The sequence below is a fragment of the Paraburkholderia sp. BL10I2N1 genome, from assembly GCF_004361815.1.
Classification (GTDB): domain Bacteria; phylum Pseudomonadota; class Gammaproteobacteria; order Burkholderiales; family Burkholderiaceae; genus Paraburkholderia.
Genome location: NZ_SNWA01000001.1, coordinates 2,713,117 through 2,725,215 on the forward strand (window position 1 = coordinate 2,713,117; position 12,099 = coordinate 2,725,215).

At 61.4% G+C, this 12,099-nt stretch carries 13 protein-coding genes; 2 read left to right on the plus strand and 11 right to left on the minus strand.

Going from position 1 to position 12,099, the window contains the following annotated elements:
- Positions 1-525: 525 nt before the first annotated feature.
- From B0G77_RS12730 to B0G77_RS12750, 6 genes are all read right to left on the minus strand, one after another.
- Positions 526-735, minus strand: coding sequence for a hypothetical protein (locus B0G77_RS12730; RefSeq protein WP_133662449.1), 210 nt, complete (start codon positions 733-735; stop codon positions 526-528).
- 93 nt (positions 736-828) lie between these two features.
- The gene (locus tag B0G77_RS44190; RefSeq protein ID WP_243750980.1) at positions 829-1,236 is read right to left on the minus strand and encodes an IS110 family transposase; all 408 of its coding nucleotides are present in this window, start codon (positions 1,234-1,236) and stop codon (positions 829-831) included.
- Positions 1,221-1,868: an IS110 family transposase gene (locus B0G77_RS44195; RefSeq protein ID WP_243750981.1), complete on the minus strand. Its 648-nt coding sequence runs from the start codon at positions 1,866-1,868 to the stop codon at positions 1,221-1,223. The genes B0G77_RS44190 and B0G77_RS44195 overlap by 16 nt, the downstream gene beginning before the upstream one ends.
- A 470-nt stretch (positions 1,869-2,338) precedes the next feature.
- Complete coding sequence (gene istB / locus B0G77_RS12740; RefSeq protein ID WP_133662450.1) at positions 2,339-3,139, minus strand: IS21-like element helper ATPase IstB; 801 nt, start codon at positions 3,137-3,139, stop codon at positions 2,339-2,341.
- On the minus strand, positions 3,132-4,655 hold the full coding sequence (istA, locus tag B0G77_RS12745; protein WP_133662451.1) for an IS21 family transposase: 1,524 nt from the start codon (positions 4,653-4,655) through the stop codon (positions 3,132-3,134). The genes istB and istA overlap by 8 nt, the downstream gene beginning before the upstream one ends.
- Before the next feature lie 58 nt (positions 4,656-4,713).
- Positions 4,714-5,232, minus strand: coding sequence for a LysR family transcriptional regulator (locus B0G77_RS12750; protein WP_133662452.1), 519 nt, complete (start codon positions 5,230-5,232; stop codon positions 4,714-4,716).
- 142 nt (positions 5,233-5,374) lie between these two features.
- Here B0G77_RS12750 and B0G77_RS12755 point away from each other — a divergent pair, with 142 nt between their 5' ends.
- Positions 5,375-6,379 (plus strand): NAD(P)-dependent alcohol dehydrogenase, encoded by a 1,005-nt coding sequence (locus B0G77_RS12755; protein ID WP_133662453.1) that lies wholly within the window; start codon positions 5,375-5,377, stop codon positions 6,377-6,379.
- 66 nt (positions 6,380-6,445) lie between these two features.
- On the opposite strand, the gene B0G77_RS12760 is transcribed toward B0G77_RS12755, so the two are convergent.
- Positions 6,446-6,646 (minus strand): hypothetical protein, encoded by a 201-nt coding sequence (locus B0G77_RS12760; RefSeq protein ID WP_133662454.1) that lies wholly within the window; start codon positions 6,644-6,646, stop codon positions 6,446-6,448.
- A 295-nt stretch (positions 6,647-6,941) separates the two neighbouring features.
- Here B0G77_RS12760 and B0G77_RS12765 point away from each other — a divergent pair, with 295 nt between their 5' ends.
- On the plus strand, positions 6,942-7,583 hold the full coding sequence (locus tag B0G77_RS12765; RefSeq protein ID WP_133662455.1) for a DsbA family oxidoreductase: 642 nt from the start codon (positions 6,942-6,944) through the stop codon (positions 7,581-7,583).
- A 104-nt stretch (positions 7,584-7,687) separates the two neighbouring features.
- Here B0G77_RS12765 and B0G77_RS12770 read toward each other — a convergent pair whose 3' ends face one another.
- The 4 genes from B0G77_RS12770 to B0G77_RS12785 are packed head-to-tail and all read right to left on the minus strand — an operon-like array spanning position 7,688 to position 12,071.
- Positions 7,688-8,515, minus strand: a complete 828-nt coding sequence (locus tag B0G77_RS12770; protein ID WP_133662456.1) for an ABC transporter permease — start codon at positions 8,513-8,515, stop codon at positions 7,688-7,690.
- Positions 8,516-8,550: 35 nt separating this feature from the next.
- Positions 8,551-9,804 carry an ABC transporter permease gene (locus B0G77_RS12775; protein WP_133664124.1) on the minus strand — a complete coding sequence of 418 codons (1,254 nt, stop codon included), beginning with the start codon at positions 9,802-9,804 and terminating at the stop codon, positions 8,551-8,553.
- Positions 9,805-9,841: 37 nt separating this feature from the next.
- Positions 9,842-10,888: an ABC transporter substrate-binding protein gene (locus B0G77_RS12780; RefSeq protein ID WP_133662457.1), complete on the minus strand. Its 1,047-nt coding sequence runs from the start codon at positions 10,886-10,888 to the stop codon at positions 9,842-9,844.
- 1 nt (position 10,889) lies between these two features.
- Positions 10,890-12,071 carry an ABC transporter ATP-binding protein gene (locus B0G77_RS12785; RefSeq protein WP_133662458.1) on the minus strand — a complete coding sequence of 394 codons (1,182 nt, stop codon included), beginning with the start codon at positions 12,069-12,071 and terminating at the stop codon, positions 10,890-10,892.
- Positions 12,072-12,099: the final 28 nt, after the last annotated feature.

Here is a 12,099-nt window from a genome sequence, read left to right on the forward strand (position 1 = left end):
TCTTCAGTGCCGGCGGCCAGGCATGTCTTGCGATCAACACTGCGCTTGCGTTTCGCCGCACACACCCGCAGACACGGATACAAGTCAGCTGTGCGTGCCGTGCCGCCGAACATTCGCCATCCGTTCCCTGGACTCGCAGGGCTATCAACGACCCCGTTGCGGGACCTCAACCGGACTGCTCGGGATCGATAACGCGGTTCAACCGCCGCCGGTTGCGAGTACCTTGAAAGTGCAACCTCCGGGTAGAGGTCGGCCACCTACGGTCGATGGTACAAACTTAAACGCGGACCTTTGAAAGGCGGCTCCGCCCGGACGACAATGGGATGGGACGCCCCCACCCGAAACGGCATCAATTTGGACCCGCTGGCGCCGGCACAAATGTCACATGGACACTACGATATCGTCATCGCTGCCAGCTGACTGAGCAGATCAGGGCCCTCGATCCGCAGTGCCTCCCTCCAATCCCTTTGTCCTTCTGTCGTTGATTGTTGTTACCGAGTCAACACGGTGAGCTCCTTCGCGGGGCTACTGCCGCTCGACGACCACGCCTACGACTTGTCCTGACGGTGGCCGCGCAAGCTGCCTGAAGCGAACCAGGAAACACGACACCGTAAGGATCGTGCGAAAGCGCGCAGTGATCTTCACTGCTCCGCGCGAACGCATGTCGTTGGTCGGGACAGAAAAGCTGTTGCGATGCGTGTTACGCAGCACCTTATCAACCAGGGAACCATCCATCGCGGCACGCCGCGTGGCGAAGTGCCGGCCATGCATACGTGCGACCTTCAGCGAACCCCACAGACTTTCGGTCGGCGCGTTGACGCTCCTATGTCAAGGGACACGCGTTGACTCGGCCAGATCCGCGAGGATGAGCGGGTACAGCTCCCTCACGATATAGCGCTTGAGGCAGCGATGAATTTCCTTGTTCGACATGCCTTCTTTGGTCCGGCGCTCGACATAAGCACGGGTCCGAGGATCGCTTCTCATCCGCACCATCGCAATGGTCCACAAGGCATTGTTTGCAGACCGGTCGCCGCCCCTGTTCAAGCGATGCCGGACCGTTTTGCCAGACGATGCCTGCAACGGGCTCGTGCCACAAAGCGCCGCCAGCGCAGCCTCGCTTTTCAGGCGTTCGGGATTGTCGCCCGCGACGGCGACGAGCACTGCAGCGGTCTGTGGGCCAACACCGAATCTCTCACGAAGCCGGCCGGCGTGCTGGCTGGTCAGGCGATCAAGCATGGCATCGAGCGTGTTGAGTTCCTCTGCCAGCGCTTGGCCAGCAAGCGCAACGTGGTCGTCAACGTTTGCAACATGGGCGTGTTGCCCAACGAGCGCAGGCGGGCGCAGCTCGCAACGCATTCTGCTGTCTTCGTTTTCAGAAGGCGCTCGCGAATTTCCTGTGGCGCGCTGACCAGCAAAGCCCGCAACTGATTGATGGCCTGCGTTTTCGCTTTTACAGCGCTGCGTCTGGCAACGGAGACGGCGCGCATTGCTTCGGCAGCGCCGGACTGCTCCTTGGGAATAGCAGTTGCTTTTCCGGAGAGAACCGCGCGGGCTGCATTTTCTGCATCGGTGGGATCGGACTTCCCTCGAGACCGACGTGTCGCCCGGTCGGGGCGATTGACTTCGAGTACTTCAATCTCGTGATCGCGCAGCACGCGCGCCAAACCCGCTCCATAGGTGCCGGTCCCTTCTACGCCGGCACGGCGCAGATGACCGAACGAATTCGCCCAGGTCACCAGGTTGAGATATCCTGCCGTGTCGGTCGATACCGACAGCGTTCCAAGGAGTTTCCCCGTCTCACTGATCACAGCCCCAACATGCGCATCCAGATGCGTGTCGACACCCAGAATCACTTCGTTTTGTTCCATGCGTATTTCCGTTGTAGTGGGCGCATCGCCAACCCCACTCGCAGGACAGGACACTCATGGTGCAGAACAAAGCTCCTATCAGGTCACAGACGGTGAGCCCGGCAACGCTCGGGGAACGCCGGAAGCCGATCGACAGGTCAACGCCAAGGCAGTTCGGCCAATCCCAGCACGGGTCAGATCGGTCCGACGTTCAGAAGCGATCTTAGACTGAGTATCCCAGCAGTCACCCCGTCGGCTCATCGACGAACGCATGCCATAGGCCTTCAGTGTGTGTCCGCGCCGAATGAATTTTGAGCCACCGCGCCGACCGAGCTTTGAGCCGGGGTGGAGACCGGTCCGAAGCAGGACCGGTTGTGGATAAGTGTATGGGTTTGCGGAGTGCTTGTCCTCCTTCGTGTGAGGATGTATTGCGCAGTGGAAGCTGCGAAGGGCGTAGCCCGTAGCGGCTTCCACTGCGCGGCAAGCGACGATCAGGCTGATTCGTTCGCGCTCGCACCGTCGGCTCTGCGCACCGCTTCACGCGAGCGGATACGCTTCTTTGCACTGGCGCTGCTATGGCGGAAACGGTAGCTTTCGTTGCCGGTTTCCACGATGTGGCAGTGATGCGTCAGCCGGTCCAGCAATGCCGTGGTCATCTTCGCGTCGCCGAACACACTGGACCATTCGGCGAAGTCCAGATTCGTTGTGACCGCAACGCTTGTATGCTCGTACAGGCGACTCAGCAGGTGGAATAGCAACGCCCCGCCGGCCTGGCTGAAGGGCAGATATCCGAGTTCGTCCAGAATGACCAGGTCGAGGCGCAGCAGGCTCGCCGCGATCCTCCCGGCGCGTCCCTGCGCCTTCTCCTGCTCCAGTGCGTTGGCCAGATCCACGGTCGAGTAGAAGCGCACCCGCTTGCCGTGGTGCATGATGCCGGACACGCCGATGGCGGTCGCCAGATGCGTTTTGCCCGAGCCCGGTCCCCCGACCAGAACCAGGTTGTGCGCGCCCTCGGTGAACGTCATGCTGGCCAGTTGCGTGACGAGCTGCCGATCGACCGGCGAGCCATCGAAGTCAAAGCCGGCGATGTCGCGATGCACCGGGAACTTCGCCGCGTTCATCTGGTGGCTGACCGAACGCACGGCCCGATCCGCGACCTCGGCCTGCAACAGCCGTTCGAGCAGCCATTGCGAAGACGCCGCGTCGACATTCACCTGCTCGAGCAGTTCGGCCCAGCCGGCAGCCATGCCGTGCAGCCGCAAGTGTTTGAGTTCGACGATCAGATCACGCATGACCGGCCTCCGGCTGTTGCAGCGCCGGGCGCAGCCCGTCGTAGCGCGATGTGTCAGCCAGCGGCGGTGTCGTCAGTTGTAGCGCAGTTTCGATCTTCGGCGGCATCTGCACGCTGCGCATGCGCGACAGCACGTTCACCACATGCTCGACGCTCACGCGCCCGGAGGGCGGCGCCTGCTCCAATGCAAGCTCGACTGCAACCACTATGGCATCCAGACCGCGTTCGGGGACCAGCGCCAGAACCTTCGCCATTACCCGGTCACCACCTGGCTCGCGTAGTAACGCCCGACGCAGGCGTTGCAGCGGCTCGGGCATGTCCTGGAACGGCGCACCGTTACGCAGCGCCCCGGGCTTGCGCTGGATTAGCGGGATATAGTGCTGCCAGTCGTATCGCACCAATCCTTCGTCGGCCAGTCGCTCATGGGCGGCCACCACGGCATCATCGCCCACCACCACAACACGGCCCGGATAGAGCCGCGTGCTGAGCATCTGGCCTGCAAATTCGCATGGCACCGAGTAGCGATTGCGGCCAATCACCACCAGGCAGGTCGACGACACCCGTGCTGCGCGCTCAACATAACCGTCAAACGGTGTCGGCATCGGCATCAGATGGGCGCGCTCCTGCTCGAACACGTCGGCGACGCTCAGGTCACGATAGTCCGGGTGCTTCACCTGATCCCACAACGACCCGCACCGGGTCGCCAGCCATGCATTCAGTTCGGCGAAACTGCCGAAGCGTTGCGCACGCGCCTCAATCCAGATGCGCAGACGGCTGTCCTGCACGTTCTTCTCGACGACGCCTTTCTCCCAGCCACTGGCGACGTTGCAGAAGTCCGGATCGAACAGGTAGTGCGAGCACATCACTGCGAAACGCGGATTGACCGTGCGGCCCTTGCCTTTGTGAACCTTGTCTACGGCTGTTTTCATATTGTCGTAGATGCCCCGGCGGGCCACCCCGCCGAAGGCCGCGAACGAGCGCGTATGGGCATCGAACAGCATCTCGTGCCCCTGGCTCGGATAGGCAACCAGCCAGAACGCCCGCGACGCACATAGCTTCATGTGCGACACCTGCAGCTTGCGGTAAATGCCGCCGACAACCAGTCCTTCCTCGGACCAGTCAAACTGGAATGCCTCGCCCAGCTCGAATCGCAACGGCACAAACGCCGACTTCGAAACCGCCTTGCCTTCGCCTTGCCGCCAGGCCCGGATGAAATCGGTCACCCGCGAGTAACAGCCGTCGTAGCCGCCGACCTTGATCTCCTGGAACAGCATCCAGGCGGTGCGCCGCTCCTTCTTCGGTCGCCGCGCGTCGACATTGAGCGCCTGCACCAGCACCTCATGAAACGGCGTCAACCGGGTCGGCTGGGCGCGCCGCTGATACTTCGGCTCCTCCTGAACATCCATGTTCAGATATTTACTAATCGTGTTGCGCGACAGGCTTGTGAGACGCGCTATCTCGCGTACCGACTTGTTCTGGCGGTGGAACATCCGCCGCACCTTGCCAATCATCGTCATCGGGATCATCCCCAAACACCCTGCCAGAAAAACTAGCAGGATAGGTTGATTGCCCGGCTCAATTTTCAGTCGGCGCGATCCCTACATGTGGCTGAATTTTCGGTCGGCGTAAACAATCAGGGTAATCTCCCAGTGTTCCTATGCGGACCGCCAGATCGATGCCTTCGCCGACCATGTCGACGGCACGGTCTTGCAGCGTCACGGACAGGTCTAACTTCTCGTACCGCAGACTCAGGTTCAGCAACGTCGGCATGATATGGCGGCGACCGAACATGGTGGGAAAATCTATGCGGACCCTACCGATAGGCTGCTGGTGTCCGGTCGAAAGAAACGCTTCCGTTTGATCAAGCTCTTCGAGAATGCGCCTGCAACTGCTGAGGTATGCGTCACCTTCCGTGGTCAGGTCGATGCGACGCGTGGTCCGATGCAAAAGCTGGACCCCAAGGCGCGCTTCCAGCCTTGAAATGCTTTTCCCGATTGCGGATCCGGTCACGCCCAGCACTTCCGCGGCTGCCGTAAGACTGCCTCCATCTATCGTCGCCACGAACTCACGAATACCAGCAAAACGGTCTTCCATCACGTTATTCCGGAATTTCAGGACCGAATGTCTGGAATTGTATCGACCAACTGAACAGTCGGGATGCAATTAGACTGGCTTCCAGGTTGACGGCGCTAGCCGCCGCGACGTTGAACAACGCATTCGTACACTGGAGCGCGCAATGAAAGCATGGCTGCTGAAGGACTTCGGTCTGAGCAATTTACATCTGGAAGAAGTTCCTACACCCGTGCCACAGCCGGGCGAACTTTTGGTGAAGGTGGGTGCTGTGTCGCTGAACTTTCGCGACAAGGCAACCGTCGACGAGCCGCATAGGGTGAGAAAGCCGTTGATTCCCGTGCCGGACGCCGCGGGGATGGTTGTGAAAGTGGGCGAAGGCGTCAGCCGGTTCAAACCCGGTGATCGCGTGAACTCGGCGCTGTACTCGCGCTGGATCGACGGGCCGCCGGGACCGAACGAGCCCGATTATTGCCTCGGCATGCCACTGCCGGGCGGCCTTGCGGAATATATGATCATCCATGAAGAGAGCGCCGTTAAAGCGCCCGACATGATGAGCGACGAGCAAGCTTCGACGCTGCCGATCGCGGCACTGACCGCCTGGTATTCGCTGATGGACATCGGCAACCTGCAATCAGGTCAGACCGTGCTGGTGCAGGGCACCGGCGGCGTTTCGATATTTGCGGCGCAGATTGCGGCCGCACATGGCGCGCGCATAATCGCGACGTCAAGCAGCGACGCGAACCTCGCGAAGGTCAAGGCACTCGGGGTGAGCGAAGGCATCAACTACAAGACCCATCCGAACTGGGAACAGAAAGTTCTCGAATTGACCGAAGGCAACGGTGTGGACATCACGATCGACGTCGCCGGCGGGAATGGCTTGAATCAATCCGTGGCCGCGACCAAGGTGGCTGGCATCATCACCCAGGTGGGCTTCCTCACCGGGCAAACGTCGGCGCTCAACCTCATGCCGCTGATCTTCCGTCAGACAACCATCCGCGGAATCGCCGTGGCTCCGCGCACCTCGTTTGAACGCATGAATCCGTTCCTCGACAAGCACAAGATCAAGCCGGTCATTGATCGCGTGTATGCCTTTGAGGAAGCCGTACAGGCTTACGAGCACCTGGCTCGCGGCCCGTTCGGGAAGGTCGTGGTCAGGATCGCTGACTGATTTCGTCGGCCGTCGCTCTGTCGCCGGAGCTGGGGATCTGGCGACAGCGCTGGAAGGAGGTAGCCGTTACATCTCGCGCTGCAGCGACATATCGGCTTGATCGATTGCTTTCTTCAGCGACAACAACAAATAGTGCATTCGGCGATAGACGGTCTCGCCAATCGGGTCTGTACCAGTCAGCTTGGGGCTGACGCATGCTTGACTTACGGGAACAACTGAATTGCCGCGGGCGATGATGATTTCACGTCGAAACTCGTCCAGAATCAAGCCTGTCCCCGATCACGACCGAAACGTCGGTGGCGCGAATGGTCGATGCGTCATCTGGAAACGCTCGAGCGTCCTGGCGCAAACCAGGACTTGCTCGATTTGACGTTCATAAGCGTGCCCGCAGAGCCGGTTCTCGGAGAGTTCGCCGCCAGTTTTGTATCGCGTTTTCCGGCCACGGGTGCTCTGTCATCGGGCAGGCGGTCCGGCAAGCATTTGCAAATCGGGTTACGCTGTGTGCGGCTGTTGCGGTTGTGTCGATCTGGCGACGCAACAGGTAATCATCATCAGGAAAGCAATGAAACAACCGATCAGAATCGATTTTGTCTCCGATGTAGCGTGCCCGTGGTGTGCTATCGGTCTATCCTCGCTGCAACTTGCACTGTCACGACTTGGCGATGCCGTCGACGCCGAATTAGTCATGCATCCCTTCGAACTGAATCCGCAGATGGGCGAGGACGGTGAAGACCTTGTCGAACATATCGGAAAGAAATACGGGCGCACCCCGCAACAGGTAGCGCAAGCGCAGGTCGAGCTCCGGAAGCGCGGCTCGGATGTTGGTTTCATCTTCGGCACGCGTAAACGCATCTATAACACCTTCGATGCACACCGCTTGATGCATTGGGCCGGTATCAAAGGCAAACAGGTACAGCTTAAACAGGCGCTGTTACAGGCTTATCATGGCGAGGGCAAGGCCACGAGCAGCCGTGACGTTCTGGTCGAAGCCGCCGAGTCTGTGGGACTTGACGGCGCTGAGGCGCGCTCTGTTCTGCAAGGAGGCGACTATGCCAATGAGGTTCGTGCAGAAGAAGAGAAATACCACGCAATGGGCATCGATTCAGTACCGTCGATCATCTTCAATAACCGCTATCTGCTGACTGGCGGACAACCCGTCGAAGCGTTCGAGAAAGCCATTCAACAGATTCTGGCCGACGCGTAATGTGACTTGGCCATGCCAATGGCCAGGTCAATCCTCTGCCCGAACCCGCAGCCCGCTCGCGAATCGACGTTGACACAAGCTCCGCCCCAAATGCTCTCGATGCGTCAGACAGCCACGTTGCTCGCAGCGGCCGCGCGCCCGCGCAGCCAGTTAATACTCGCGAACAGCAGCACCGCGAACACGATCAGCATCGTCGCCACGGCGAGAATCGACGGGTCGATCGAGTCGCGAATACCACTCCACATCTGCCGCGGCACGGTTGTTTGATCCGGGCCACCGATGAACAGAATGACGATCACTTCGTCGAACGAGGTCGCGAATGCGAAGACACTGCCGGTCGCGACCGCGGGCGCGATGAGCGGCAAAGTCACGCGCCGGAATGTGACCCAGGGCGGCGCGCCGAGTCCGGAAGCGGCACGCAACAGACTGTGATCGAAGGAAAGCAGTGACGCGGTCACGGTGATCACGACGAACGGCGTGCCGAGGGCCGCATGCGCCAGCACCACGCCGGGGTATGAGTCCACAAGGCCGAGCGGCGCGAAGATCAGATAGAAGCCCGCCGCGACGACGACGATCGGCACGATCATCGGCGAGATAATGAGCGGCATGATCAGCGAGCGCAGCGGAAACTGGGCGCGCGAGAGGCCCAGCGCGGCGAGCGTGCCGAGACACGTGGCGATCAGCGTCGAAGCCGCGCCGATCCCGATGCTGTTGAGCAGCGACCGTTGCCAGTCCGCGCTTGTAAGCGCCTGCTCGTACCAGCGCAGCGAAAAGCCCTGCATCGGATACGAGAAGTACGAGCCCGAGTTGAACGAGAGCGGGATGATCGCGAGAATCGGTGCAATCAGGAAGAACAGCACGAACGCGGTATGCAGCCGCGCCCAGCGCGCGGCGATGCGTTCCGTCAGTAACTTGTTGCGTTGAGCTTGCATGTCGTTCCTTCGTCGTGTGCGTGTCTCGACCGGTCTCAACCGAAGCGCAGGCGGTCGATGCCGACGATGCGGTTGAACAGGAAATAAACGATCGCCGTAAAGATCACGAGGTAGGCCGAGAGCGCACCGGCGAGGCCCCAGTTGAGCTGCGTGTTGGTCTGTATCGCGATAAGCTGACTGATCATCTCGTCGCCTGCGCCTCCCAGCAGCGCCGGTGTGATGTAGTAGCCGAGCGCGAGCACGAAGACAAGGAAGCAGCCTGCGCCGACGCCGGGCAGCGTCTGCGGAATGTAGATCCGCACGAACGCAGTGAACGGATGCGCCCCGAGCGATTGCGCGGCACGCACGTACACGGGCGACACGCTCTTCATCACGGAAAAGATCGGGAGAATCATGTAAGGCAGGAGCACGTGTGTCATGCCGATCAACACGCCCGCGCGGTTGAAGACGAGCGGCAGCGGATGCGTGGCGAGACCGAGACCCATCAGCAGGCTATTGATGACGCCGCCCGGTTGCAGCAACACGTACCACGCGGTCGTACGCACGAGCAGCGAGGTCCAGAACGGCACGATCACGAAGAGCATCAGGCGGTTGCTGCTCTTCGTGGGCAAGTTCGCAAGCAGCCATGCGACGGGATAACCGAGCACGAGGCACAGCAGCGTGACTGTGGCACTGATTGAGATCGTGCGCACGAACGCCTGGCGATAGACGGAAGCGTTGTCCGGAACGAACGCGAGCGCGCCTTGCGGCGTCACTTGCGCATCGAGTGCAGCGAGCAGATAGTCCGGCGTCGGCGATGCGGCGGCGCGCTTCAGCAACCGCCAGGTCTCCGGCGAATTCCAGCGTTCGTCGAGCCCGACGAACGCTGGTTTCCACGCCGGCGGCGCATCGACGGGCAATTGGCGCGCGCTGCGCATCAACAGGCTACGAAACTCGGGCTTGGCGAAGTTGAGCCGCCGCGCCACGGTGCCGAGCTCTCCGCTCTGCTGTGCCGCTCTGAGCCCCGCGGCGAGCAGGGCGAACGTGTGTTCGTCCGGCACGCCGTGACCGTCCCACGCAGTGAGCGCGGGCGTGAGCGCGGGCATGCTGTCAGACACTTCGCGGTTCTCGACGCTGCGCGCGAGCAACAGCATGATCGGCGCAATGAACGTCGAAAGCAGAAACACGAGCAACGGTAGCGCAAGCAACAACGCCTGCATCGATGCGCGGCGGCGCGCCTTCTGAAACGACGCGCGGCCGTCGGCTCTCGTCGGAGAACCCGGGGCCGTGCCTTGGGCGGAAACGGGCATGCTGGAAGTCACGTTGGGCTCTCGTCGGACGATGGTCTTACTGCGTCAGCCACACCTGAAAGCGCTTGTTGATCTGGTCCGCGTTGTCGGCCCAGAAGTTCGCGTTGATCTGCAATGCGCGCTTGAAGTTCTCGGGTGCGGTCGGCAGGTCGGCGAGGCGCTGCTTGTCGACGAGCGCGATCGCGTCCTTGCGCGGCGGCGCATACGCGATGTACTTCGTCAAGTCCGCATAGGCTTTCGGCTGTGACGCGGAGGCGATAAATTTCGCGGCAGCGTCAGCGTGCTTCGCGCCCGTCGGAACGCCCCACCAGTCGAAGTCGTAGACCTGTGCGTCCCAGACGGCTTTGAATGGCTTGTTGTCCTTCTTCGCGGCATCGGAAATGCGGCCGTTGTAGGCCTGTGTCATCACGACTGCGCCGTCGGCGAGCAACTGCGGCGCCTGCGCACCCGACTCCCACCACACGATGCTCTGCTTGATCGTGTCGAGCTTCTTGAACGCGCGATCCACGCCGGCGGGCGTAGCGAGCACCTTGTAGACATCCTTCGGATCGACGCCGTCCGCAATCAACGCCCACTCCATCGATACCTTCGGCGACTTGCGCAAGCCGCGCTTGCCCGGGAATTTCTGCAAATCGAAGAAGTCGTTGAGGGTGGTCGGGGCGGTCTTGAGCTTGCTCGCGTCGTACGCGTAGACCGTTGACCAGACCATGCTCGCGACCGCGCAATCGCTGATCGAGCCGGGGATGAAATCGCTCGTCTTGCCGATCGTCTTCTTGTCGAACTTCTGCAGGAGGCCTTCATCGCAGGCGGTGATCGCATCGTTGGTTTCGAGGTCGATCAGGTCCCACGTGGTGTTTTTCGCCTGTTCCATCGCGGAGAGTTTTGCGAGGCCGCCGTCATATGATTCGGTCGAGAACCCGATCCCCGTGGACTGGGTGAACGGTTCGAAATATGCCTTTTTAGCGGCTGCTTCGTACGCCCCGCCGAACGTCACGACGGAGAGCGTCTCCGCTGCCTGAGTGGTCACGGTGGCGAATGCGAGTACGGCGAGTACGGCGCATTGTGCTTTGATGAGAGTGCGCATGTCAGTTGGCTCCTGCTGGTGCGGTCGTGATGTTGGAAGGTGAGGGCGGTGTGGATAGGTGAATCGCAGGCGCGCTTCGCGGCGCGCTCATCGCGAGAATCTTGCAGTCGTCGTGGCGCCATGCGATCTCGATCGCGCTGCCGGGCGAAGGCAGCGCGTGGCGCTGCGTGTTGGGCACTTTCACGACGAGCGGGTCGCGCGAGCCGAGTGTCAGGTGCACACGATGATGATCGCCGCAATACACCAGTTCCCGGACGTGCGCGCGCACTACGTTGTGGTGTTCATCGGCGTGGGTGCTTTCCGCGCCCGGGATATGCGCGCGTTCGGGACGCAAGGCGAGCATCGCATCGTCGCCTGCGCGCAGGCTGCGTTCGCAGCGGCCGCGAATGACGCTGCCGTCCAGGAGCGCGAGCGTCGCCCAGCCTTCGCTCGCATTGACGACGCGCCCGGTCAACCCGTTGTTCTCGCCGACGAAGTTTGCGACGAACGCGTTCTGCGCGTTCTCATACAGCTCGCTCGGTGTGGCGGCCTGTTGGATACGGCCATCGGAGAACACCGCGACGCGATCCGACATCGTCAGCGCTTCGGCCTGATCGTGCGTCACATAGACGATCGTGAGCGACAGTTCGCGATGCAGGCGCATGATTTCGTATTGCATGGTCTCGCGCAGGCGCTTGTCGAGCGCGCCGAGCGGCTCGTCCATCAGCACGACGCTCGGCTCGAACACGAGCGCGCGTGCCAGCGCCACGCGCTGCTGCTGTCCGCCGGAGAGCTGGGCGGGACCCCGGTTCGCGAGATGCGGCAGTTCGATCATCTCGAGCGCACGCTTCACGCGCGTCCTCTGCTCGGCGCGACCTACGTGCCGCACAGAGAGCGGAAACGCGACGTTCTCCGCAATCGTCAGATGCGGAAAGAGCGCGTAGTTCTGAAACACCATACCGATGTCGCGTTGATGCGGCGGCTTGTCGTCGAGCCGACGGCCATCGAGGCGAATCTCGCCCTGGGTGGGCGATTCGAATCCCGCAAGCATCATGAGCGTGGTTGTCTTGCCCGAGCCCGAGGGACCGAGTAGCGACAGGAATTCTCCCTTGCGCACGTCGAGATTCAAGTCTTCGACGACGTATTGGGCGCCGTCATACGATTTGCTCACGCGCGAGAACGAAATGAAGGAAGGGTTTGACATCGTGATCGCGTCCTGTCGATGGTGCGTC